The organism is Enterobacter cloacae complex sp. IR5402 (assembly GCF_049238125.1).
Taxonomy (GTDB): Bacteria; Pseudomonadota; Gammaproteobacteria; order Enterobacterales; family Enterobacteriaceae; genus Enterobacter; species Enterobacter hormaechei_C.
The window spans coordinates 156,515-179,486 of sequence record NZ_JBMKHO010000006.1; the positions used below are offsets into that span (position 1 = coordinate 156,515).

Sequence of the window (22,972 nt, forward strand, 5' to 3'; positions counted from 1 at the left end):
TCAGGAAGAGCGGAGCCATACCATGATTGAGTTTCCGGTAGTACTGGTCATTAACTGCGGATCGTCCTCTGTTAAGTTCTCGGTGCTGGACGCCGCAAGCTGCGATGCCCTGATGACGGGCATTGCGGACGGCATCAACACAGAAAAAGCCTTTATTTCCGTGAATGGGGGTGAGCCGGTCAGACTGGCTCACCAGGACTACGAAGGGGCGCTGGCCGCCATTGCCCTGGAGCTGGAGAAACGCAACCTGATGGGCAGCGTGGCTTTGATTGGCCATCGCATTGCCCACGGCGGTGACCTCTTCAGCGAGTCGACCCTGATCACGGAAGAGGTGATGGCGCAGATCCGCCAGGTCTCCCCGCTGGCGCCGCTGCATAACTACGCCAACCTGAGCGGCGTGGAAGCCGCCGAGCGCCTGTTCCCCGGCGTGCAGCAGGTGGCGGTATTTGATACCAGCTTCCACCAGACCATGCCGCCGCAGGCGTATCTGTACGGCTTGCCGTACCGCTATTTTGAAGAGCTGGGCGTGCGCCGCTACGGTTTCCATGGCACCTCTCACCGCTATGTGTCGGCGCAGGCGCACGCGCTTTTCGGGCTCTCTCCCGATGACAGCGGCCTGGTGATTGCCCATCTCGGCAACGGGGCGTCCATCTGCGCGGTGCGTAACGGCGTAAGCGTGGACACGTCCATGGGGATGACGCCGCTTGAAGGACTGGTGATGGGCACGCGCTGCGGAGACGTGGATTTTGGCGCGATGGCGTGGATTGCCCGGCAGACGGGCCAGTCGTTCGAGGATCTGGAGCGCGTGGTCAACAAAGAGTCCGGGCTGCTGGGGATCTCCGGTATCTCCTCCGATTTGCGCGCGCTGGAGAAAGCCTGGCATGACGGCAACGAGCGGGCGCGGCTGGCAATAAAGACCTTTGTCCACCGGATTGCGCGGCATATCGCCGGTCATGCCGCGTCCCTGCACCGTCTGGATGGCGTGGTGTTTACCGGCGGGATCGGTGAGAACTCCGTGCTTATCCGCGCGCTGGTGGCGGAGCATCTGAAGGTGTTTGGCATCATCCTCGACGAGTCCAAAAATGCCCTGCCGGGCAGCGCGGGCGAGCGCGTGATCTCCACCGAGTCGTCCCGCGCGGCCTGCGCGGTGATCCCTACCAATGAAGAAAAAATGATCGCGCTGGACGCCCTCCGTCTTGGGAAGGTTACTCCGGCTGCGGCTTACGCCTGATAAAGCGAGAATCTGATGAAAGTAACAATCGATACGGGCGTCGCGCCCTACAGCGACGCATGGGCCGGGTTTCGTGGTGAAGAATGGAAAAACGCCATCAACGTGCGCGATTTTATTCAGCATAACTACACCCCTTATGAAGGCGATGAAGCTTTCCTCGCGCAGGCGACGCCAGCAACGACGGCGCTGTGGCAGAAGGTGATGGTCGGCATTCGTCAGGAGAATGCCACCCACGCTCCGGTGGATTTCGACACCAACATCGCCACTACCATTACCGCGCACGGGCCGGGCTATATTGATCAGGAGCTGGAGACGATCGTCGGCCTGCAAACCGACAAGCCGCTCAAGCGCGCCCTGCATCCGTACGGCGGGATCAACATGATCCGCAGCTCGTTCGAAGCCTACGGTCGCGAGATGGATCCGCAGTTTGAATATCTCTTCACAGACCTGCGCAAAACCCACAACCAGGGCGTGTTTGACGTTTACTCCCCGGAGATGATGCGCTGCCGCAAATCGGGGGTACTGACCGGTCTGCCGGACGGCTACGGGCGCGGACGCATCATCGGCGACTACCGCCGCGTGGCGCTGTACGGCATCAGCTATCTGGTGCGCGAGCGTGAACTTCAGTTCGCCGATCTCCAGGGGAAACTGGAGCGCGGAGAAGAACTGGAGGCCACGATCCGCCTGCGCGAGGAGCTGGCGGAGCATAAACGTGCGCTGCTGCAGATCCAGCAGATGGCGACGAACTATGGCTTTGATATTTCACGTCCGGCGATGAATGCGCAGGAAGCGGTGCAGTGGGTCTACTTTGCCTACCTTGCCGCAGTGAAATCCCAGAACGGCGGGGCGATGTCGCTGGGGCGCACGGCCTCGTTCCTCGATATCTACATTGAACGCGACATGCAGGCAGGAAGGCTGAATGAGGTGCAGGCCCAGGAGCTGATCGACCACTTCATCATGAAGATCCGCATGGTGCGCTTCCTGCGCACGCCGGAGTTCGACACGCTCTTCTCCGGCGATCCGATCTGGGCCACGGAAGTGATTGGCGGCATGGGGCTGGACGGGCGCACGCTGGTGACTAAAAACAGCTTCCGCTACCTGCATACCCTGCACACCATGGGGCCTGCGCCGGAGCCAAACCTGACGATCCTCTGGTCCGAAAAACTGCCGATCGCGTTCAAGAAATACGCCGCACAGGTGTCGATCGTCACCTCCTCGCTGCAATACGAGAACGACGATCTGATGCGCACCGACTTCAACAGCGACGACTACGCCATTGCCTGCTGCGTCAGCCCGATGGTGATCGGCAAGCAGATGCAGTTCTTCGGCGCACGCGCCAACCTTGCGAAAACGCTGCTGTACGCAATCAACGGCGGGGTGGATGAGAAGCTGAAGATCCAGGTCGGTCCGAAAACCGAGCCGCTGCTGGATGAGGTACTGGATTACGACACCGTAATGGCGAGCCTCGATCACTTCATGGACTGGCTGGCGGTGCAGTACATCAGCGCGCTGAATCTCATTCACTACATGCATGATAAGTACAGCTACGAAGCGTCGCTGATGGCGCTGCACGATCGTGACGTCTATCGCACCATGGCCTGCGGCATTGCCGGGCTGTCGGTGGCGGCGGATTCCCTGTCGGCGATTAAATACGCCACGGTGAAACCAGTGCGCGACCACACCGGCCTGGCGGTGGACTTCGTCATAGAAGGGGACTATCCGCAGTACGGCAATAATGACGATCGCGTGGACAGCATCGCCTGCGACCTGGTGGAGCGATTTATGAAGAAGATCCAGGCGCTGCCGACGTATCGCAACGCGGTGCCGACTCAGTCGATCCTGACTATTACCTCCAACGTGGTTTACGGCCAGAAGACCGGCAACACGCCGGACGGACGTCGCGGCGGCACGCCGTTTGCGCCTGGCGCCAACCCGATGCACGGGCGCGACAGAAAAGGGGCGGTGGCGTCGTTAACCTCGGTCGCCAAGCTGCCGTTCACCTATGCCAAAGACGGGATTTCCTACACCTTCTCCATCGTGCCGCAGGCACTGGGCAAGGACGAGCCGGTGCGCAAAACCAACCTTGTCGGGCTGCTGGACGGATACTTCCACCACGAAGCGACCATTGAGGGCGGTCAGCACCTGAACGTCAACGTGATGAACAGGGAGATGCTGCTGGATGCCATCGCCCATCCGGAGAACTATCCGAACCTGACGATCCGCGTTTCAGGCTATGCGGTGCGGTTTAATGCTCTGACGCGCGAGCAGCAGCAGGATGTGATTTCGAGGACGTTTACGCAGGCGATGTAATGCAGGCTCCATCTTAAGCCTCCTCTAATGAGGAGGCTTTTAATTTTGTGAACTCGGTCGATTTTAGAAAACTCACTCTCTTTTCTGCTGTTCAGAAGTAATATTTTCCTCGCGCCTTATGAAATCCCTATAAAAATTGTGACTTTTTTCTCCCGCTCTCCGGATATGATCTCCCCATATCAATAACTCACACCTGCACCCTCTGACTCGCAATCGCTGGCGATCGGAACCTTATAAAAACAACCAGTTACCCTACAAAATAAGCGAGTGCCCAATGAATATGGCAACAAACAGCAGTGTGATTGTGAGTGATTCCCCTGCGGCAAGGCGGGCGGGAATGAGCGAAAGCGAATGGCGAGAGGCGATCAAATTTGACAGCACCGATACGGGCTGGGTCATCATGAGTATCGGGATGGCTATCGGCGCGGGCATCGTTTTTCTTCCGGTGCAGGTCGGGTTAATGGGGCTGTGGGTGTTTTTACTCTCGTCGATAATTGGTTATCCGGCTATGTACCTGTTCCAGCGCCTGTTTATTAATACGCTGGCGGAATCACCGGAATGCAAAGATTACCCGAGCGTCATTAGCGGTTATTTAGGTAAAAACTGGGGCATCTTATTGGGTGCGCTTTATTTCGTGATGCTGGTGATCTGGATGTTTGTCTATTCCACGGCTATCACCAACGACAGCGCCTCCTATTTGCACACCTTCGGCGTAACCGACGGTTTGCTGTCGGAAAATCCGTTCTACGGCTTATTCCTGATCTGCATTCTGGTCGCTATCTCGTCGCGCGGTGAAAAACTGCTGTTTAAAGTCTCCAGCCTGATGGTGCTGACCAAATTATTTGTAGTGGCGGCGCTGGGTCTTTCGATGATTGGGCTCTGGCATTTAGCCAACGTCGGTATGCTGCCGCCGATGGGGCTGCTGATTAAAAACGCCATTATTACGCTGCCTTTCACCTTAACCTCCATTCTGTTTATTCAGACTTTAAGCCCGATGGTGATTTCCTATCGTTCACGGGAAAAATCCGTAGAGGTGGCGCGTCATAAAGCGCTGCGGGCAATGAATATCGCCTTTGGCGTGCTGTTTGTGACGGTCTTTTTCTACGCGGTCTCCTTTACGCTGGCGATGGGGCACGACGAGGCGGTAAAAGCCTACGAGCAGAATATTTCCGCCCTGGCAATCGCAGCACAGTTCATCAGCGGTGACGGTGCGGGCTGGGTCAAAATCGTCAGCGTGATCCTCAACATTTTCGCCGTGATGACCGCGTTCTTTGGCGTCTATCTCGGCTTTCGTGAGGCGACGCAGGGCATCGTAATGAACATCCTGCGCCGCAAAATGCCGGCGGAAAAAATCAATGAAAATGCCGTCCAGCGCGGGATTATGCTGTTCGCCATCCTGCTGGCCTGGAGCGCGATTGTATTAAACGCGCCGGTGCTGAGCTTCACCTCCATCTGTAGCCCTATTTTCGGGATGGTGGGCTGCTTAATTCCGGCGTGGCTGGTCTACAAAGTGCCCGCACTTCATAAATATAAAGGCGTATCGCTGGTAATTATCGTAATTACCGGGCTGCTGCTTTGTGTTTCTCCTTTCCTCGCCTTCTCATGAGGTTAAATAAGGTCGTAACGATGTCTGAGCAAATTAATCCTTTATGGAACCATTTTATTCGCGCCGTGCAGGAAGAGGTAAAGCCTGCGCTGGGCTGTACCGAACCCGTCTCGCTGGCGCTGGCGTGTGCGATGGCTGCCGGACAGCTTTCCGGTGAGGTAACGCGTATCGAGGCGTGGGTATCGCCGAACCTGATGAAAAACGGGCTTGGCGTAACGGTGCCCGGCACCGGTATGGTCGGTTTACCCATCGCGGCCGCGCTGGGGGCGACAGGCGGTAATGCACACGCCGGGCTGGAGGTGTTGAAAGACGCGTCGGCCGAGGCGCTAACGCGCGCCAAAGCATTGCTGAACGCGGGTCTGGTGCAGGTAAAATTGCAGGAGCCGTGCGATGAGATCCTTTATTCACGCGCCTGCGTTTACGCCGGTGAATCCTCGGCGATGGTGACCATCGCTGGCGGGCACACTCGCGTGGTGGAGGTAGTTTGTCAGGGCGAAACGTGCTTCAGGCTTGACGATCGTCAGAGCCAGAACAACGACGATCCGCTGGCGGTACTCTCGACCACCACGCTGTCACAGATCCTTGAGTTTGTGGAGCAGGTGCCGTTCGACGCGATCCGCTTTATCCTCGATGCGGGGCGGCTGAACGATGCGCTCTCCCGCGAAGGTTTGCGTGGCAACTGGGGGCTGCATATTGGCGCGACGCTCAATAAACAGCGCGCACGCGGCTGGATGGCGCAGGATCTGGGTTCAGACATTATTATCCGCACCAGCGCAGCCTCGGATGCCCGCATGGGAGGCGCGACGCTGCCAGCGATGAGCAACTCGGGTTCCGGGAATCAGGGCATCACCGCCACCATGCCGGTAGTGGTGGTGGCTGAGCACGTTCAGGCTGATGACGAACGGCTGGCGCGGGCGCTGATGCTCTCGCATCTGTCGGCTATCTATATCCATTACCAGCTTCCGCGCTTGTCCGCGTTGTGCGCGGCGACAACCGCCGGAATGGGGGCAGCGGCGGGGATGGCGTGGCTGATGGGCGGATCTTACCAGACCATTGCCATGGCGATCGGCAGTATGATCGGCGACGTGAGCGGGATGATCTGCGATGGGGCTTCTAACAGCTGTGCAATGAAGGTCTCGACCAGCGTCACCAGCGCCTGGAAAGCCGTGATGATGGCGCTGGATGATACTGCGGTGACGGGTAACGAGGGGATTGTGGCGCACGACGTGGAACAGTCGATCTCTAACCTGTGCGCTCTGGCGTGCCGCTCAATGCAGGCGACGGACCGGCAGATCATTGAGATTATGGCGAGTAAGGTGTTGTGATCTAATCCAATCCGTTACCCCTCACCCTAACCCTCTCCCATAGGGAGAGGGAACCGATCGAGCGAGGGGCGTGTTGATCTTAAACCGGCAAATCAATCAACAGCGCGCGCAGCGGCGTATCGGCAACCAGAGTGATATTCGCTTCGTCACGAATAAACGCCCCGTCACCGCAGGTGAGCGCTTCTTTCTCTTCCGTATGCGTGACCGCATGCACCGTTCCGTGAATGGACTGCAAATAGGCTCGCGGGCCATGAAGCTGGAAGCTCGCCTGTTCATCTTTTTTCAGTTCGATATGGTGCAGCCACACCTGCTGGCGTAACTGCAAGCTGCCTTTGCTGCCGTCTGGCGAGGCAATCAGCTGCTGTTGATCGCCCTTCAGATCGATCTTTTGCACCAGCGGATTTTCCCGCTCCGGACAGGCATCCAGCCACAGCTGCATGCGGGTCAGCGTTTTATCTTTGCTGAGGTTATGCTCGCTGTAGCTAATACCTGGCTGCGTGGAAATTAACAGCGCCTCGCCAGCCTTCGCCTGTACATGATTGCCCTCGCTATCGCGGTATTCTGCCTCGCCTTCCAGGATCAGGTTCAGGATATCGACTTTCGGGTACGTGCGCGGCTGGAAGGACGCGCCCGGGGCGAGCACTTCCTGATTCAATACACGCAGTGAAGCGTAACCGAGGAGTTTAGGGTCAAAGTAGTGTCCAAAGGAAAAGGTGTAGCGGGCCTGCAACCAACCGAAATCGGCTTGTCCGCACTGTTTCGCTGTTCTTGTCGTAATCATAAACTTGACCTCTCTTTACACTAAATCAATGGTAAAGGTATGGACGCTGCATTGTTAGCCAGATATTCTGCCTGGTATGTTCAAATTTCCTGAATGAGAACGAGATGGCTAAAGAGAGAGCATTGACGCTTGAGGCGCTTCGCGTCATGGACGCGATTGACAGGCGCGGCAGTTTTGCCGCGGCGGCAGATGAACTGGGGCGCGTTCCGTCTGCGCTGAGCTACACCATGCAAAAGCTGGAAGAGGAGCTGGATGTTGTGCTCTTCGATCGCTCCGGTCATCGAACAAAATTCACCAACGTTGGGCGGATGCTGCTGGAGCGCGGCCGCGTATTGCTGGAAGCGGCGGATAAGCTGACGACCGATGCCGAAGCGCTGGCCCGCGGCTGGGAAACCCATCTGACGTTAGTGACCGAAGCGCTGGTGCCCACCGAAGCGCTGTTTCCGCTGGTGGACAGACTGGCCGCGAAAGCCAATACCCAGCTGTCGATCATCACCGAGGTGCTGGCCGGGGCATGGGAGCGTCTTGAGACGGGCAGGGCGGATATCGTGATTGCGCCAGACATGCATTTCCGCTCATCGTCAGAAATCAATTCGCGCAAGCTCTACAGCGTGATGAACGTCTACGTCGCCGCGCCGGATCACCCTATCCATCAGGAGCCGGAGCCGCTCTCTGAGGTCACGCGCGTGAAATACCGCGGCGTGGCGGTCGCGGATACCGCCCGAGAGCGCCCGGTGTTAACGGTACAGTTGCTGGATAAACAGCCGCGACTGACGGTAACGTCGCTGGAAGATAAGCGTCAGGCGCTCCTGGCGGGGCTGGGCGTGGCGACTATGCCGTACCCGTTTGTCGAAAAGGACATTGCAGAAGGGCGGCTGCGCGTCGTCAGCCCGGAATACACCAGCGAAGTGGATATTATTATGGCGTGGCGTCGCGATAGCATGGGCGAAGCCAAATCGTGGTGTTTGCGTGAAATTCCCAAGCTCTTTGCCCACCACAACAAATAAGCGTAGGCCCGGTAAGCGTAAGCGCCACCGGGCAGAATTTACGCGCTTGCCTTAGGATCCGGACCAAAGCGGTTTTCGCCCGGCGTTCCGCTCTGACAGTTGAAAATCAAAATCACGATCCAGCCGATAAGCGGGATCAACAGCAACAGCAGCCACCACGCCGAACGATCGGTGTCGTGGAGACGACGAAACAGTACGGCCCATGAAGGCAGCAGAACTAACACACCATAAATGGTGGTGAGAATGCCTTCACCCCCCTCGCGTTCCCAGCCGAGGATCTTGTCCACAATGCCCAGCACCATAATCAGGACGAAGTTCACCAGAACGAACATCCAGTACTCTTTACGGCGGGCACGGCCACCAAAACCAAAATAGTTGCGCAGTACCTTTAAATACCAGTCCATTTTTCCTTGCCTCTTAATCAGTCAATCACTTGTTTTCTAAGCGATCGAGGTAAGGATAGATGTATGCTGTGAATTAAAAAAGGGAATCAATTGATTCCCTAAATAATTATCCGAAACGCACGTCGCGCCCGTGCGGTTCATCCAGGTCCTGCCACGGGCCAATGGAGATAATGCCCGTTGGGTTGATGGTCTTATGACTGCGGAAATAATGGGTGCGAATATGGTCAAAATTGACCGTCTCCGCAATCCCCGGCATCTGATAGATGTCGCGCAGGAAACCGTGCAGGTTCAGATAATCGCTGATGCGATGCTTGTCGCACTTGAAGTGGGTGACATACACCGGATCGAAGCGGATCAGCGTCGTCCACAGGCGGATGTCTGCTTCGGTGAGGCGATCGCCCGTTAAATAACGATGCTGGCCGAGGATCTGCTCCAGGCGCTCCAGGGATCCAAACACGTTGCCGACCGCTTCGTCGTACGCTTCCTGACTGGTGGCAAAGCCCGCTTTATAGACGCCGTTGTTGACGTTGTCGTAGATCCAGCCGTTCAGCTCGTCAATTTTCTCGCGCAGCTCAACCGGGTAGTAATCCCCGGCGCGGGCGCCGTGCGCGTCAAACGCGGTATTGAACATGCGAATGATTTCAGCGGATTCATTGCTGACGATCGTCTGGTTTTTCTTGTCCCACAGCACCGGCACCGTTACGCGTCCGGTGTAGTGCGGATCGGCGCGCAGATAGAGCTGATACAGGAAATCGTGATGATAAAGCTCATCACCCGTCGCGGCAGGGAAGTCACTGTCGAACGTCCAGCCGTTTTCCAGCATCAGCGGGTTGACCACCGAAACCGGAATTAACGATTCGAGGCCTTTAAGCTTGCGCACAATCAGCGTGCGGTGCGCCCACGGACAGGCGAGAGAAACGTACAGATGATAACGATCTTTCTCCGCCGCGAAGCCGCCTTCGCCGCTCGGGCCGGGTGCGCCGTCGGCGGTCAGCCAGTTACGGAAGGCCGAAACAGAGCGCTTAAAGCGTCCACCGGTGGATTTGGTGTCATACCAGACATCCTGCCAGACGCCGTCTACGAGTTGTCCCATTTTTTTCTCCTCCGTCAGATAGCAAAAGCGAGGAGATGTCTCCTCGCTTTGAATGTAATCAGTATAGCGTGCTTACCACTTCTTATTCAGAAGACGGTCGATGCTGTAGGCGCCCGGGCCCGTGATAGCCAGCAGCAGGAAGCCACCCGCGATGGTCAGGTTTTTCATGAACATTAGGGAGTTCACGCCTTCCGCAAAGTTGCTGTGGAAGATGAACGCGGTCAGCAGGGTAAAGCCTGCGGTGAACAGCGCCGTGGTGCGTGTCAGGAAACCGAACAGCACTGCCAGGCCGCCGCCGAACTCAAGCAGAATGGTCAGTGGCAGCAGGAACCCCGGCACGCCCATCGCTTCCATATACTGCTGAGTGCCCGCATAGCCGGTAATTTTGCCCCAGCCTGCGGTGATGAACAGAATTGGCATCAGAATACGCGCTACCAGTACACCAACATCTTCTAATTTTTTCATTTTACTCTCCAGGAAACCACATCAGCGGCTAAACGTTATTTGCGTGCAAATTCGGGTAGATACCGCGTCTTTGCTGTCGATGGAGAGGAGTGTAAACGGGGCGGATGGCAATTGTTAGCAAGGAAAACTGTTAATCTTCTTCAAAGATATTGAGTAAGGGAGCGTGAGGGCTGGTGCCCTCACCCCATCCCTCTCCCACAGGGAGAGGGGGCAAAAACAAAAAACGGTAACCAGGGTTACCGTTTTGCTTTTTTCACCGCAACTGCTGCTGTCGCAGCGTGGTTTTCACCAGACGCCAGGCGCTCCAGGCGCCAAAGCCGCGACGTGCCCAGCGGATCAGCATGTTAGGATGCCGAACCGACCAGATCGCCATCACGCTGCTGCCGACCAGCGCCCATGAACGCAGGCTCAGGACCGTGTTCCAGCCGCGGTCAAACCGATGCGTGGCTTCAACCCAGTCGCGACGGCTGGCAGACAGATCCAGTCGCTGCTGCTGGATTTGGCTCAACAGATACGCTTTCCGCTTTTGACGTTCGGCTTTGTCGCTCACGACTTATCATCCTCCAGCAGGGCGCGGTCGTTGGCCAGCTCCTGGCGCGTATGACGCAGGAAGGTCGACGTGCGCGCTTTATGCAGGGTCCAGATACCGCCTATCAGCGCCGCCACCAGCAGAACCACGGTAGTCGCAATCATCGCGTTCAGACGATACTGTGGATCGATAGCCCAGATGATTAACACCATCAGGCTCATCAGACCAAACGCGGCAAAGAGCATCGTAAGCCCAAGCATGAGCAGCATCTGGAAGAGGTTGGCTTTCTCCTCTTCCAGCTCCACTACCGCAAGCCGGACGCGCGTTTCGGCAATCCCGACCAGCGTCGTAAGAATACGCTGGCCAATGCCGAGGACCTTTTTAGCAGGCCCTTGTGCGTGACGTGGATCTTCCATAATCAACGACGCGTCAGCAGGACACCCAGCACCACACCCACTGCGGCGCCAATACCCACACCCGTCCATGGATTATCACGTACATATTCGTCTGCGCGCGCAGCCGCTTCGCGGGTCTGTTTCGCCAGCGCATCACCGGTTTCACCCAGACGGTAACGGCTCTCTTTCAGTGCCTGCTCCGCTTTGCTGCGCAGTTTGCTGACTTCTTCTTTCGATTTATCGGCAGAAGAGTTCAGCACCTCTTCCAGGGTGTCCGCCAGGGATTTCAGTTCAGCGCGCAGATTTTCTGAAGTTGTATCTTTTGACATGATTCTCTCCTGTTGAGATTTCCGTTAACTCAATAATCGCGAGCTTCCAGCGCTTTCAGTTCGTCCTGCGCCTCTTGCAACTTCCTCTCGCGCTTGGCAATTTTTTCCGCATCACCTTTCTCTTTCGCTTCTTGCAGGTCTTGACGGCGCTCGGCTATCTCGTCCTTCTGTTCAGCGATTTTTTCCTGATGATCGGCACGCAGCTTGCTGTCCGTACAGTTGTCTTTCACTTCGCGCAACGCTTTTTTCAGTCCGTCGATCCGGTGCTGATTGTTATGCTTTTCGGCATAACTGATTTCGCGTTGGATATCCTGTTCTTTCTCCTGACAAAGAGACATAGCGAAGGAAGCTGTGCTTAAAGAAAAAAGGGCCAGAGCCAGGGTGATGCGGTATTTCATTATAGAAACCTTCCATTGTGTTACGGCGTAAGCCGTGTTCCAGAACTAAGCGGAGAACATCTGAGGGGTGCTCCGCGTACTTAAGCATAGTAAGTAAACGGGAGTTTCACCAAAGTAGGTGAAAATATTCGGAATATTAGTCGTTAACCAAATCGATGCGACGTGTCGCGTAACCGTGACATCCAGGAGGCGACGTGGCTGTCATCATCCTGTTGCGCAATGATGTAACCCTGCGGCAGCGTGCGGTCCAGCACGGCTTTCGCCGCGGCGCTTTGCGCACTGGAGTCAAATTTTATCAGTAGTACATCGTTTTGCGGCGTGATGCTCTTAAAGCGGATCCCGTTTGCGTCGAGATGATGCCAGATGGAAAAACCATCCGGCACGCTGGTTCCCTGGCTCACAGGACGGATAGCCAGCGTCGACTCCTGATGCTGTAGCGCAGACCACAGCAGGATAAGAGCGCTGAACATCATCAGCGCGACGATGGCGTAAGAGAAGCGGCGCAGCGCGAGCGGGGAGATAACCATCGTTAACCCCTGGCCCCGTATTTCTTCTTCCACAGTACGACCAGGGACCCGACCAGGCCAAACACCAGCAGAACGACGGGCAGCAGCATCAGGCAAGACATCAGTTGGTCTTCGTATTTCATAAAGACCGGCGTTTTACCCAGCGCGTAGCCGAGCGTGGTCAGGATCAGCACCCACAGCAAGCCGCTCATCCAGTTAAAGAACTGGAAGCGCGTGCTGCTCAGGCCGGACAGGCCCGCAATGGTGGGCAGTAGGGTGCGTACGAATGCGATAAAGCGGCCGATCAGCAAGGCGGAAAGCCCATGCTTATGGAAAAGGTGGTGCGCTCGCTGGTGGTAATGGGCCGGAAGGTGCGAAAGCCAGTTCTGAACGATTCGCGTGTTACCCAGCCATCGCCCCTGAATGTAACTCACCCAGCAGCCCAGGCTGGCGGCAATGGTTAAAAGCAGGACCGTTTGCGGGAAAGCCATCGCCCCTTTTGCACAAAGCACCCCGACCAGTACCAGCAGGCTGTCGCCCGGTAAAAAGGCAGCAGGCAGCAGACCGTTCTCAAGGAACAGGATCATAAATAATACAAAGTAGAGCATGCCAATCATGGACGGGTTGGCCAGCGTTTCGAAATCCTGAGCCCAGAGGGCGTTCAGTAGTTGGGTCAAAAGTTCCATTCAGTGTTCCTGGAAATCGGTTAACGTCACGCCTGTAATTCGGGAAATACAGCACGGCGACATTGTTATGATTTCATTATGGTCGCTCGCGGACACATTGATGTGTGGCCAACACTGTTCCCTGTTAATTGGCTGGTTAGCAAGCACTAACTTACAAAATAACGAAGTGAATCCAATTGTAACAAAGCCCGACGTTCTGCGTCACAGAATTTGAGGGGAAACACGATTTTGGCGTAAGCCACGGAGGGGAGCGAGAAATTTTACAAAGGCTGACACTATAGAGGTTTTCTTACCCTGTCTGGCCGGAAGGCGCGGCGGTGCGCCTGCCAGCAGTTCGGGGCGTTATTTTGCGAGATTGGTCGCGGTATCGAGGTGAACGACCGGATTATCGGCAAAAAGATAGCGGTCAGCGTTAAATTCAAAGTCATCACTTGTTTCATTAAACAGCATCTGTTTGGTGTTCTCCAGATGCTGCCACATTGCCAGTTTCGCCGCATGCGGATCTTTACGAATCAGGGCCTTAAGAATCTGGTCGTGATCGTCACACCAGTTATCTACCGTGCGGGAATCAATGTGATCGTGCAATTTCTTCCAGTACGGGTTGTGAACGCGCTGAGTCCACATTTTTTCAACGATTGCCGCCAGCGCCGTGTTCTGAGTCGCAAGGGCGACCTGGACGTGGAATTGCAGGTCCCATTCAGAATCGCGGAAACATTTTTCTTTACGCGCGTGATCCTGGATTTCCATCAGCTTCATGATGTCCTGCTTGGTCACCTGCGTCGCAGCAAATTCCGCAATGTTGCTTTCAATCAGCTGGCGAGCCTGGAGAAGCTCAAACGGACCGTAGCTGGCAAACTCCAGACTTTCGTCCGGGGTGGGGGAGTGTTTCGCCTGGCTGGAAATCACATGAATGCCGGAACCTTTGCGTACCTCAACATACCCTTCCACTTCCAGCATGATGATGGCTTCGCGGACCACCGTGCGGCTGACGCTTTTTTCATCCGCAATGAAACGCTCAGCGGGAAGTTTATCACCGACAAGATAGACCCCTTGCTCGATGCGATCTTTCAGCTCGGCGGCAAGTTGTTGATATAAACGACGTGATTCGGTGATTTCCATATGCGCTCCAGGCAGGGTACGGCGAATGATTTGTTATACCACTTTTGCGTGCCAGTCTCCAGATTTCGCCATCAAAAAAGCCGCCCGGAGGCGGCTTTTGCGTCGTTCTTGCCGGGTGGCGCTACGCTTACCCGACCTACTATTTTATTGGATTTTGTAGGCCGGGTAAGGCGGAGCCGCCACCCGGCACAACAACGCTAACTCTGCGTCGCCGGTCCCCCGAGGGACTCTTTCGCAAGTTCATCTGCGGATTTGCTTTTCAGCACCGTCCAGATAACCACCGCACCCAACAGGTCGAAGACAGCCAGTACCGCGAACAGTGGGCTGAAACCAATCGTATCCGCCAGCGCGCCGACCACCAGCGCAAACAGGGTACTTGCGGTCCAGGCGGCCATCCCGGTCAGGCCGTTGGCGGTGGCGACTTCGTTACGACCAAACACGTCGGACGAGAGCGTAATCAGCGCACCGGACAGAGACTGGTGAGCAAAGCCCCCGATACACAGCAGGGCGATAGCCACGTAAGGGCTGGTGAACAGGCCGATCATACCCGGGCCGATCATCAGCAGGGCGCCCATGGTGACCACCATCTTACGGGACACAATCAGGTTCACGCCAAACCAGCGCTGGAACAGCGGTGGCAGGTAGCCGCCGACGATACAGCCCAGGTCTGCAAACAGCATTGGCATCCAGGCGAACATCGCGATCTCTTTCAGGTTAAAGCCGTACACTTTAAACATGAACAGTGGGATCCAGGCGTTAAACGTACCCCAGGCCGGTTCTGCCAGGAAGCGTGGCAGGGCGATACCCCAGAACTGACGGGTGCCCAGGATCTGCCAGACGGACATCTTTTTGCCGTTGTCGGTCTGATGCTGGGATTCCTGACCATTAATAATGTAGTCACGTTCTTCGTCAGACAGCTTTTTCTGGTCGCGCGGGTGTTTATAGAAAATCAGCCACGCCATGGCCCAGGCAAAGCTCAGCACACCGGAGATGATGAACGCCATCTGCCAGCTGTGCATCACAATCGCCCACACCACCAGTGGCGGAGCAATCATCGCCCCGATGGAGGAGCCCACGTTGAAGTAACCGACAGCGATAGAACGCTCTTTTGCCGGGAACCATTCAGAGCTGGCTTTCAGACCCGCGGGGATCATCGCCGCTTCGGCAGCACCTACCGCACCACGCGCCAGCGCCAGTCCGCCCCAGCTGCCGGCCAGCGCGGTCGCCCCACAGAAGACGGCCCAGGCTACAGCAAAGAAGGCATAACCAATTTTTGTACCCAGAATATCAAGAACATAACCTGCAACAGGCTGCATTACGGTGTAAGCGGCAGAGTAAGCCGCAATGATGTAAGAGTATTGCTGCGTGGAGATATGTAACTCTTCCATCAACGTTGGCGCCGCTGCTGCCACGGTGTTACGTGTCAGGTAGCCCAGCACGGTGCCGAGCGTCACCAGTGCGATCATGTACCAACGTAACCCTTTAATTTTACGCATGTAAAACCTCATCGTTATGTTATTTCCGTGTCGGGACACGGCAACAACTCAACCGTTGCCGGGAGCTGTTCTGTAACGGGAGGGGCGTAACCGGGAACCTGTCCCGGAACGGCCCGAACCTTGCCATAAGTAATCGTGCTAAGTCGGCTTCCGTACCGTTAAATCCGATGTATCAAACACCGGTAATGCATTCCGTCGGCTTATAGTTTGCGACGGCGAAAAGATAACTTGTCATACAACTTTAAAAGGTGAGTGACATCACAAAAGTGTGAATCTTTGTAGGGACATTATGCGGCACGCGCAAAGCCAGAACTGACGCGGCCTGGGAGAGGGTTTACCCCTTTGAGGGTAATTTATTTGTAGACGTTTATTGATCTAACTCACGAAAAAAACGTCGGACTCTGGAAATTGGTGTGATAACTTTGCAGCATCTGAACATAAGCTTTCTGACGCTCCCGTAATGAGGAAGACGATAATGACACCGTTTATGACCGACGATTTTCTGTTAGATACCGAATTTGCTCGCCGCCTGTACCACGACTACGCAAAAGACCAGCCGATTTTCGACTACCACTGCCATTTACCGCCGCAGCAGGTTGCCGAAAATTACCGTTTCAAAAACCTGTATGATATCTGGCTGAAGGGTGACCACTATAAGTGGCGCGCAATGCGCACCAACGGCGTGGCCGAGCGCCTGTGTACCGGCGACGCGACCGATCGCGAGAAGTTTGACGCCTGGGCCGCTACTGTTCCCCACACCATCGGTAACCCGTTATACCACTGGACGCACCTCGAACTGCGTCGTCCGTTTGGTATCACCGGCAAGCTGCTCTCTCCCGCCACGGCGGATGAAATCTGGGATCAGTGCAACGACCTGCTGGCGCAGGATAGCTTCTCGGCGCGCGGCATCATGAAGCAGATGAACGTGAAGATGGTGGGCACCACCGACGATCCTGTCGACTCTCTGGAGCACCACGCGGTTGTCGCGAAGGACAGCACGTTTGACATCAAAGTGCTGCCAAGCTGGCGCCCGGATAAAGCCTTCAACATCGAGCTGCCGACCTTTAACGACTATATGGCGAAGCTGGCGGAAGTGTCTGACACCGATATCCGTCGCTTTGGCGATCTGCAAACCGCGCTGACCAAACGTCTGGATCACTTTGCCGCACACGGCTGTAAAGTGTCTGACCACGCGCTGGACGTAGTGCTGTTCGCGGAATCCAGCGAAGCTGAGCTGGACAGCATTCTGGCGCGTCGTCTCTCCGGCGAAGCCCTGAGTGAGCACGAAGTGGCGCAGTTCAAAACGGCGGTACTGGTGTTCCTCGGTGCGGAATATGCCCGCCGCGGCTGGGTTCAGCAGTATCACATCGGCGCGCTGCGTAATAACAACCAGCGTCAGTTCAAACTGCTGGGCGCGGACGTGGGCTTTGACTCCATCAACGACCGTCCGATGGCGGAAGAGCTGTCAAAACTGCTGAGCAAACAGAACGAGCAAAATCTGCTGCCAAAAACCATCCTTTACTGCCTGAACCCACGCGATAACGAAGTGCTGGGCACCATGATCGGCAACTTCCAGGGCGAAGGGATGCCGGGCAAGATGCAGTTCGGTTCCGGCTGGTGGTTTAACGATCAGAAAGACGGCATGGAGCGTCAGATGACGCAGCTGGCGCAGCTCGGCCTGTTGAGCCGCTTCGTTGGCATGCTGACCGACAGCCGCAGTTTCCTCTCCTATACCCGCCATGAATATTTCCGCCGCATTCTGTGCCAGATGATTGGCCGCTGGGTGCACGCGGGCGAAGCGCCAGCAGATATCCAGCTGCTGGGCGAAATGGTGAGAAACATCTGCTTTAACAATGCGCGTGACTACTTCGCCATTGAACTGAACTAAGGCCGTTTGAGGTTGATATGCAATACATCAAAATCCATTCGCTGGATAACGTTGCCGTCGCGCTGGCCGATTTAGCCGAAGGGACGGAAGTGACCTTCGACAACCAGTCGGTGACGTTACGCCAGGCCATTGGACGTGGACATAAGTTTGCCCTGATCCCCATCGCGAAAGGGGAGAACGTGGTGAAGTACGGTTTGCCCATCGGTCATGCGCTGGCGGATATTGCGCCGGGTGAATACATTCATTCCCACAATACCCGCACCAATCTCAGCGATCTGGACGAGTACAGCTATCAACCTGACTTCCAGGCAGAAGAAGGACAGGCGGCCGATCGTGAGGTGCAGATCTACCGCCGCGCCAGCGGCGAGGTGGGGATCCGCAATGAACTGTGGATCCTCCCGACCGTCGGCTGCGTGAACGGGATCGCGCGTCAAATTCAGACGCGTTTCCTGAAAGAGACTAACAATGCTGAAGGCACCGACGGCGTGCATCTGTTCAGCCACACCTACGGTTGTTCCCAGCTGGGCGACGACCACATCAATACCCGCACCATGCTGCAAAATATGGTGCGCCACCCGAACGCGGGGGCGGTGCTGGTGATTGGCCTCGGCTGTGAAAACAATCAGGTTGACGCCTTCCGCGATACGCTGGGCGAGTTCGATCCTGAGCGCGTGCACTTTATGGTGTGTCAGCACCAGGACGACGAAGTGGAAGCGGGCGTCGAACAACTGCACCAGCTGTACGAGGTGATGCGTCACGACAAGCGCGAGCCGGGCAAGCTGAGCGAACTGAAGTTTGGCCTGGAGTGCGGCGGGTCTGACGGGCTTTCTGGCATTACCGCTAACCCGATGCTGGGCCGCTTCTCGGATTATGTGATTGCCAACGGCGGCACCACGGTGCTGACCGAAGTGCCGGAGATGTTCGGCGCAGAGCGCATTCTGATGAGCCACTGTCGCGACGAAGAGACGTTTGAGAAGACCGTCACCATGGTGAACGACTTCAAACAGTACTTCATTGCCCACAATCAGCCGATTTACGAGAACCCGTCGCCGGGGAACAAGGCGGGCGGAATCACCACGCTGGAGGAGAAATCCCTCGGCTGCACCCAGAAAGCGGGGGCCAGCCAGGTGGTGGACGTTCTGCGCTACGGCGAACGCCTGAAAACCCACGGCCTGAACCTGCTGAGCGCACCGGGTAACGATGCGGTCGCCACCAGCGCGCTGGCGGGGGCGGGTTGTCACATGGTGTTGTTCAGCACCGGTCGCGGTACGCCGTACGGCGGATTTGTGCCAACGGTGAAAATCGCCACCAACAGCGAACTGGCGGCGAAGAAAAAGCACTGGATCGATTTCGACGCAGGCCAGCTGATCCACGGCAAAGCGATGCCACAGCTGCTGACGGAGTTCGTGGATACTATCGTGGAGTTTGCTAACGGCAGGCAGACCTGTAACGAGAAGAACGACTTCCGCGAGCTGGCGATCTTTAAGAGTGGTGTGACGCTTTAAGTCGGGTGCGGGCTGGTGCCCTCACCCCGGCCCTCTCCCACAGGGAGAGGGTGCAACACTAAAAACGGCAACACATGTTGCCGTTTTGCATTTACCTTGTAGGCCCGGTAAGGCGTAGCCGCCACCGGGCTTTTCTTTTTAACTGCGCAGGGCGTTCTTCGCTAACCGCGCGTCTTCCGCCTGACAGGCTGCGGCGGTAAACAGCACGTCGGTAGAGGAGTTCAGCGCAGTCTCGCAGGAATCCTGCAATACGCCGATAATGAAGCCGACCGCGACAACCTGCATGGCAATCTCGTTCGGGATACCGAACATGTTACAGGCCAGCGGGATCAGCAGCAGCGATCCGCCCGCCACGCCGGATGCGCCACAGGCACACAGTGATGCAACGACGCTCAGCAGCAGCGCGGTTGGCAGATCCACCGGAATACCCAGCGTATGCACCGCCGCCAGCGTCAGCACGGTGATGGTGATCGCCGCACCCGCCATGTTCACGGTCGCACCCAGCGGGATCGACACGGAATAGGTATCGCGATCCAGGTTCAGCTTCTCCGCCAGCGCCATGTTGACCGGAATGTTCGCCGCCGAGCTGCGGGTAAAGAAGGCATACACGCCGCTCTCGCGCAGGCAAGTCAGCACCAGCGGATACGGGTTGCGGCGGATCTGCCAGAACACCAGCAGCGGGTTGATCACCAGCGCCACCAGCAGCATACAGCCGACCAGGACGACCAGCAGCTGCGCGTAGCCCCACAGTGCGTCGAAACCGGTAGTGGCCAGCGTCGAAGAAACCAGACCAAAGATACCGACTGGTGCAAAGCGAATCACCAGCTTCACCATGAAAGTCACGGCATTGGACAAATCGTTGACCAGGTTTTTCGTGGTCTCGTTGCCATGACGCAGCGCGAAGCCCAGACCAATCGCCCAGACCAGGATGCCAATGTAGTTTCCGCTCATCAGTGCGGTGATGGGGTTAGAGACCATGCTCATCAGCAGGCCGCGAAGGACTTCCACAATCCCGGACGGCGGGGTGATATCACCGGCCGCGCTGGTCAGGTGCAGCGTAGACGGGAACAGGAAGCTAAACACAACGGCCGTTAAGGCAGCAGAGAAGGTTCCCAGCAGATACAGGAACAGAATAGGGCGAATGTTGGTTTTTTGTCCGTGCTGGTGGTTGGCAATCGACGCCATCACCAGCATCAGCACCAGTACCGGGGCGACGGCCTTCAGGGCGCCCACAAACAGCGTCCCGAGCAGTCCCGTGGCCTCCGCGGCAGGTTTCGACACCATGGCCAGCAGAATACCCAGTACCAACCCGACCAGAATTTGTTTTACAAGACTGCCCTGCGCCAGGCGCGCGAACAGACCGCGTGATTGTGTGCTCATACGTTATTCCTGAGTGAAATTGCGTTCCATCCTGGATGTGCTCTAAGTCACATTTATTTCCGGATGTAAGTAAATGTTTGCCTGGTCGAGTATAGGGAATACGTGAAAGGAGGGAAGCGTAAAATGCTGGATTTTACGTGTTGCGTCATGTTTTTTAACTATTGGTTAACGAAAGCGCCGGGTAGCGCTACGCTTACCCGGCCTGCATTGCATTTCCCCCTCTCCCTGTGGGAGAGGGTTGGGGTGAGGGCATCAGCCCGCACCGAACGTTGCACTAAACCTGCTGCTTCTTATCGTGCTGGCGGTTAACCCAGGTATTGATAATCAGCGTCACCAGCAGAATGCCAAACACCACGCCGAGCGAAATGGCGATCGGGATATGGTAGAAATCGACGATCAGCATCTTGATACCGATAAACACCAGAATCACCGACAGGCCGTACTTCAGCATTGAGAAGCGCTCTGCCGCGCCTGCCAGCAGGAAGTACATCGCACGCAGGCCGAGGATGGCGAACAGATTCGAGGTCAGAACGATGAACGGGTCGGTGGTAACTGCGAAGATAGCCGGGATACTGTCCACCGCGAAAATCACGTCGCTCAGCTCGACCAGAATCAGCACCAGCAGCAGCGGGGTGGCGAACAGCAGGCCGTTCTTACGCACGAAGAAATGCTCGCTCTCGATCTTGTCCGTCATGCGCAGATGACCCCGGAACCACTTCACCAACGGCTTATCACCGATACCGGTATCGTCTTCTTTCGCCAGCGCCATTTTGACCCCGGTGAACAGCAGGAACGCACCAAATACATACAACAGCCATTCGAACTGGGTAATCAGCCAGCTACCGGCGAAGATCATGATGGTACGCAGGACAATAGCGCCCAGAACGCCGTACACCAGCACGCGGCGTTGCAGAGCCGCAGGCACGGCGAAGTAACTGAACAGCATCAGCCAGACGAAGACGTTATCAACCGCCAGTGCTTTTTCAATCAGATAGCCGGTGAGGAAGGCGAGTGCCTGAGGATCGGCCACCGCGCGGCCTTCGGTTGAGGCCAGATACCACCAGAAGGCGGCGCAGAAAAGAAGTGAGAGGGTAACCCATACCAGCGACCAGACGGCGGCTTGCTTGACGCTCATGCCGTGTTCGCCGCGACGACCCTGCAAAAAGAGGTCGATCGCCAGCATGATGAGCACGACAACCGCGAATCCGCCCCACAGCATTGGAGTGCCGACAGAATGCATACTATTTTCCTTACACATAAAAAACAAAAACGGCTATGGTCAGAAGACGATAGCCGTTAGCTTTTTATGCATAGACCTCGCCTTCCGGCAAGGTCTCACTTACAACCTCGAAGGTTGCCCGGCGACCGGATGCGGTTTTGCACGCATCGTAATGACGATCCACCGGCGAAGAAGTTACTCCCCTTTGCAGGTAACAAATTATGTCAGACCATCGGTTTCGTCAATGGTCTGCACGATTTCATTACACAGCTTTACGCGACGGCTTCCACATTCACGCCGTCTGCGGGGAAAATCACGCCAGTCTGTCGGCGGATCTCCGTTTGCAGCTTCGCCGTGGTGCGGCTGATTGCCAGCCCCGGGTGGTTCACTTCGTTGTCTTCTACCAGACGGGCGAAGACCTCTGCCTCATAGAGCATAGTGTTAATATGCTGAGGCTGCGTCAGCTCCTGCGCTTTGCCGCCGCGGGGAACGATGCTTAGCTTCTGGCATTCGGAGATTTTTTCGATCACCAGCGAGCCGTCTTCGCCCTGAATTTCGCTTGGCAGTACGGAGTCACTGACCTTCGAGTGCTGCAACGTCACGCTGAAATCACCGTAGTCCAGCACCACAACGCCATGTGCATCCACGCCGCTCTCCAGCAGGCTGGCGGTGGCCGTTACGCCGTGCGGTTCACCCCACAGGGCGACCGCAGAGGCCAGGCAGTAAAAACCGATATCCATAATCGAGCCATTCGAGAAGGCCGGGTTAAAGGTGTTCGGGTTTTCGCCGTCCAGGTAGCGCTGGTAGCGCGAGGAATACTGGCAGTAGTTGATAAAGGCTTTACGCACTTTGCCAATTTTCGGCAGGGACTGCTGCAACAGCAGGAAGTTCGGCAGGCTGGCGGTTTTGAACGCTTCAAACAGCACCACCTGGTTTTCCCGGGCAAGCGCAATGGCGGCTTCCACTTCCTCAATATTCGAGGCCAGCGGCTTCTCGCAAATCACGTGTTTTTTGTGGCTGAGGAACAGCTTCGTTTGCGGGAAATGCAGAGAATTCGGGCTGGCAATATAGACCGCGTCAATGGCGTCGCTTTGCGCCATCTCATCGAGCGAGGTGAACAGATGTTCAACCAGGTAGTCATTCGCAAAACTCTGCGCCTGCTCAAGGCTGCGGGAATAGACTGCGGTGAGCTTATATTTGCCGGTTTCGTGGGCGGCGTCGACGAACTGGCGCGTGATCCAGTTCGTACCGATGACTGCGAAACGTATCATAAACGTTTACGTACTCCGTAGCAGGGAAC

Annotated in this window: 22 protein-coding genes; 7 read left to right on the forward strand and 15 right to left on the reverse strand. The window is 56.3% G+C overall.

Features of this window, described 5'->3' with window-relative positions; translation table 11 throughout:
* Positions 1–22 precede the first annotated feature (22 nt).
* The 4 genes from tdcD (at position 23) to ACOTXL_RS12700 (ending at position 6,472) form a co-directional block, all read left to right on the forward strand.
* Entirely contained in the window at positions 23–1,231 is a 1,209-nt protein-coding gene (tdcD, locus tag ACOTXL_RS12685; RefSeq protein ID WP_022651900.1) for a propionate kinase, read from the forward strand.
* 15 nt (positions 1,232–1,246) lie between these two features.
* The gene (gene pflB, locus ACOTXL_RS12690; protein ID WP_045350489.1) at positions 1,247–3,541 is read left to right on the forward strand and encodes a formate C-acetyltransferase; all 2,295 of its coding nucleotides are present in this window, start codon (positions 1,247–1,249) and stop codon (positions 3,539–3,541) included.
* A gap of 274 nt (positions 3,542–3,815) precedes the next feature.
* The gene (locus tag ACOTXL_RS12695; RefSeq protein WP_022649483.1) at positions 3,816–5,147 is read left to right on the forward strand and encodes an amino acid permease; all 1,332 of its coding nucleotides are present in this window, start codon (positions 3,816–3,818) and stop codon (positions 5,145–5,147) included.
* 20 nt (positions 5,148–5,167) lie between these two features.
* Positions 5,168–6,472 (forward strand): serine dehydratase subunit alpha family protein, encoded by a 1,305-nt coding sequence (locus tag ACOTXL_RS12700; protein WP_022651889.1) that lies wholly within the window; start codon positions 5,168–5,170, stop codon positions 6,470–6,472.
* Positions 6,473–6,551: 79 nt separating this feature from the next.
* Here the strand turns inward: ACOTXL_RS12700 and ACOTXL_RS12705 are convergent, their stop codons facing one another.
* Entirely contained in the window at positions 6,552–7,253 is a 702-nt protein-coding gene (locus ACOTXL_RS12705) for a pirin family protein (RefSeq protein ID WP_045350488.1), read from the reverse strand.
* A gap of 104 nt (positions 7,254–7,357) precedes the next feature.
* Between ACOTXL_RS12705 and yhaJ the strand changes: the two genes are divergently transcribed.
* Positions 7,358–8,260 carry a DNA-binding transcriptional regulator YhaJ gene (gene yhaJ / locus ACOTXL_RS12710; RefSeq protein ID WP_003862655.1) on the forward strand — a complete coding sequence of 301 codons (903 nt, stop codon included), beginning with the start codon at positions 7,358–7,360 and terminating at the stop codon, positions 8,258–8,260.
* 38 nt (positions 8,261–8,298) lie between these two features.
* Here the strand turns inward: yhaJ and ACOTXL_RS12715 are convergent, their stop codons facing one another.
* The 11 genes from ACOTXL_RS12715 to ACOTXL_RS12765 form a co-directional block, all read right to left on the reverse strand.
* Positions 8,299–8,664, reverse strand: a complete 366-nt coding sequence (locus ACOTXL_RS12715) for a DUF805 domain-containing protein (protein ID WP_000384149.1) — start codon at positions 8,662–8,664, stop codon at positions 8,299–8,301.
* A 106-nt stretch (positions 8,665–8,770) separates the two neighbouring features.
* Positions 8,771–9,757: a glutathione S-transferase family protein gene (locus ACOTXL_RS12720; RefSeq protein ID WP_003862653.1), complete on the reverse strand. Its 987-nt coding sequence runs from the start codon at positions 9,755–9,757 to the stop codon at positions 8,771–8,773.
* Between the two features lie 72 nt (positions 9,758–9,829).
* On the reverse strand, positions 9,830–10,222 hold the full coding sequence (locus tag ACOTXL_RS12725; protein ID WP_003862651.1) for a DoxX family protein: 393 nt from the start codon (positions 10,220–10,222) through the stop codon (positions 9,830–9,832).
* A gap of 253 nt (positions 10,223–10,475) precedes the next feature.
* Entirely contained in the window at positions 10,476–10,772 is a 297-nt protein-coding gene (locus tag ACOTXL_RS12730) for a YqjK-like family protein (RefSeq protein ID WP_003862649.1), read from the reverse strand.
* Positions 10,769–11,167, reverse strand: a complete 399-nt coding sequence (locus ACOTXL_RS12735) for a phage holin family protein (protein WP_045350487.1) — start codon at positions 11,165–11,167, stop codon at positions 10,769–10,771. The genes ACOTXL_RS12730 and ACOTXL_RS12735 overlap by 4 nt, the downstream gene beginning before the upstream one ends.
* 2 nt (positions 11,168–11,169) lie before the next feature.
* Complete coding sequence (locus tag ACOTXL_RS12740; protein ID WP_003862645.1) at positions 11,170–11,475, reverse strand: DUF883 family protein; 306 nt, start codon at positions 11,473–11,475, stop codon at positions 11,170–11,172.
* 29 nt (positions 11,476–11,504) lie between these two features.
* The gene (locus ACOTXL_RS12745) at positions 11,505–11,873 is read right to left on the reverse strand and encodes a DUF1090 domain-containing protein (RefSeq protein ID WP_003862642.1); all 369 of its coding nucleotides are present in this window, start codon (positions 11,871–11,873) and stop codon (positions 11,505–11,507) included.
* Between the two features lie 143 nt (positions 11,874–12,016).
* Entirely contained in the window at positions 12,017–12,400 is a 384-nt protein-coding gene (mzrA, locus tag ACOTXL_RS12750; protein WP_045350486.1) for an EnvZ/OmpR regulon moderator MzrA, read from the reverse strand.
* Between the two features lie 2 nt (positions 12,401–12,402).
* Positions 12,403–13,065, reverse strand: coding sequence for a DedA family general envelope maintenance protein YqjA (yqjA, locus tag ACOTXL_RS12755; RefSeq protein WP_003862638.1), 663 nt, complete (start codon positions 13,063–13,065; stop codon positions 12,403–12,405).
* A gap of 342 nt (positions 13,066–13,407) precedes the next feature.
* Positions 13,408–14,184, reverse strand: coding sequence for a transcriptional regulator ExuR (gene exuR, locus ACOTXL_RS12760; protein WP_003862635.1), 777 nt, complete (start codon positions 14,182–14,184; stop codon positions 13,408–13,410).
* Between the two features lie 197 nt (positions 14,185–14,381).
* On the reverse strand, positions 14,382–15,680 hold the full coding sequence (locus tag ACOTXL_RS12765; RefSeq protein ID WP_003862634.1) for an MFS transporter: 1,299 nt from the start codon (positions 15,678–15,680) through the stop codon (positions 14,382–14,384).
* A 475-nt stretch (positions 15,681–16,155) separates the two neighbouring features.
* Here ACOTXL_RS12765 and uxaC point away from each other — a divergent pair, with 475 nt between their 5' ends.
* Together uxaC and ACOTXL_RS12775 are read left to right on the forward strand one after the other, a co-directional pair.
* Positions 16,156–17,568 (forward strand): glucuronate isomerase, encoded by a 1,413-nt coding sequence (gene uxaC / locus ACOTXL_RS12770; protein WP_023323772.1) that lies wholly within the window; start codon positions 16,156–16,158, stop codon positions 17,566–17,568.
* Positions 17,569–17,585: 17 nt separating this feature from the next.
* The gene (locus ACOTXL_RS12775) at positions 17,586–19,073 is read left to right on the forward strand and encodes a UxaA family hydrolase (protein ID WP_045332923.1); all 1,488 of its coding nucleotides are present in this window, start codon (positions 17,586–17,588) and stop codon (positions 19,071–19,073) included.
* A 138-nt stretch (positions 19,074–19,211) separates the two neighbouring features.
* Here the strand turns inward: ACOTXL_RS12775 and sstT are convergent, their stop codons facing one another.
* From sstT to ACOTXL_RS12790, 3 genes are all read right to left on the reverse strand, one after another.
* Positions 19,212–20,453: a serine/threonine transporter SstT gene (gene sstT, locus ACOTXL_RS12780; RefSeq protein WP_003862628.1), complete on the reverse strand. Its 1,242-nt coding sequence runs from the start codon at positions 20,451–20,453 to the stop codon at positions 19,212–19,214.
* 274 nt (positions 20,454–20,727) lie between these two features.
* A complete protein-coding gene (locus ACOTXL_RS12785) occupies positions 20,728–21,693 on the reverse strand; it encodes a TerC family protein (protein WP_003862625.1) in 966 nt (321 codons plus the stop codon).
* A gap of 251 nt (positions 21,694–21,944) precedes the next feature.
* Complete coding sequence (locus ACOTXL_RS12790; protein WP_003862623.1) at positions 21,945–22,943, reverse strand: Gfo/Idh/MocA family protein; 999 nt, start codon at positions 22,941–22,943, stop codon at positions 21,945–21,947.
* Between the last annotated feature and the right edge of the window lie 29 nt (positions 22,944–22,972).

What these genes read in the sequence shown, in the direction of transcription:
- tdcD (WP_022651900.1), top strand. Translation starts at nt 23, where the DNA reads ATGATTGAGTTTCCGGTAGTACTGGTCATTAACTGCGGATCGTCCTCT.
- pflB (WP_045350489.1), top strand. Translation starts at nt 1,247, where the DNA reads ATGAAAGTAACAATCGATACGGGCGTCGCGCCCTACAGCGACGCATGG.
- ACOTXL_RS12695 (WP_022649483.1), top strand. Translation starts at nt 3,816, where the DNA reads ATGAATATGGCAACAAACAGCAGTGTGATTGTGAGTGATTCCCCTGCG.
- ACOTXL_RS12700 (WP_022651889.1), top strand. Translation starts at nt 5,168, where the DNA reads ATGTCTGAGCAAATTAATCCTTTATGGAACCATTTTATTCGCGCCGTG.
- ACOTXL_RS12705 (WP_045350488.1), bottom strand. Translation starts at nt 7,253, where the DNA reads ATGATTACGACAAGAACAGCGAAACAGTGCGGACAAGCCGATTTCGGT.
- yhaJ (WP_003862655.1), top strand. Translation starts at nt 7,358, where the DNA reads ATGGCTAAAGAGAGAGCATTGACGCTTGAGGCGCTTCGCGTCATGGAC.
- ACOTXL_RS12715 (WP_000384149.1), bottom strand. Translation starts at nt 8,664, where the DNA reads ATGGACTGGTATTTAAAGGTACTGCGCAACTATTTTGGTTTTGGTGGC.
- ACOTXL_RS12720 (WP_003862653.1), bottom strand. Translation starts at nt 9,757, where the DNA reads ATGGGACAACTCGTAGACGGCGTCTGGCAGGATGTCTGGTATGACACC.
- ACOTXL_RS12725 (WP_003862651.1), bottom strand. Translation starts at nt 10,222, where the DNA reads ATGAAAAAATTAGAAGATGTTGGTGTACTGGTAGCGCGTATTCTGATG.
- ACOTXL_RS12735 (WP_045350487.1), bottom strand. Translation starts at nt 11,167, where the DNA reads ATGGAAGATCCACGTCACGCACAAGGGCCTGCTAAAAAGGTCCTCGGC.
- ACOTXL_RS12740 (WP_003862645.1), bottom strand. Translation starts at nt 11,475, where the DNA reads ATGTCAAAAGATACAACTTCAGAAAATCTGCGCGCTGAACTGAAATCC.
- ACOTXL_RS12745 (WP_003862642.1), bottom strand. Translation starts at nt 11,873, where the DNA reads ATGAAATACCGCATCACCCTGGCTCTGGCCCTTTTTTCTTTAAGCACA.
- mzrA (WP_045350486.1), bottom strand. Translation starts at nt 12,400, where the DNA reads ATGGTTATCTCCCCGCTCGCGCTGCGCCGCTTCTCTTACGCCATCGTC.
- yqjA (WP_003862638.1), bottom strand. Translation starts at nt 13,065, where the DNA reads ATGGAACTTTTGACCCAACTACTGAACGCCCTCTGGGCTCAGGATTTC.
- exuR (WP_003862635.1), bottom strand. Translation starts at nt 14,184, where the DNA reads ATGGAAATCACCGAATCACGTCGTTTATATCAACAACTTGCCGCCGAG.
- ACOTXL_RS12765 (WP_003862634.1), bottom strand. Translation starts at nt 15,680, where the DNA reads ATGCGTAAAATTAAAGGGTTACGTTGGTACATGATCGCACTGGTGACG.
- uxaC (WP_023323772.1), top strand. Translation starts at nt 16,156, where the DNA reads ATGACACCGTTTATGACCGACGATTTTCTGTTAGATACCGAATTTGCT.
- ACOTXL_RS12775 (WP_045332923.1), top strand. Translation starts at nt 17,586, where the DNA reads ATGCAATACATCAAAATCCATTCGCTGGATAACGTTGCCGTCGCGCTG.
- sstT (WP_003862628.1), bottom strand. Translation starts at nt 20,453, where the DNA reads ATGAGCACACAATCACGCGGTCTGTTCGCGCGCCTGGCGCAGGGCAGT.
- ACOTXL_RS12785 (WP_003862625.1), bottom strand. Translation starts at nt 21,693, where the DNA reads ATGCATTCTGTCGGCACTCCAATGCTGTGGGGCGGATTCGCGGTTGTC.
- ACOTXL_RS12790 (WP_003862623.1), bottom strand. Translation starts at nt 22,943, where the DNA reads ATGATACGTTTCGCAGTCATCGGTACGAACTGGATCACGCGCCAGTTC.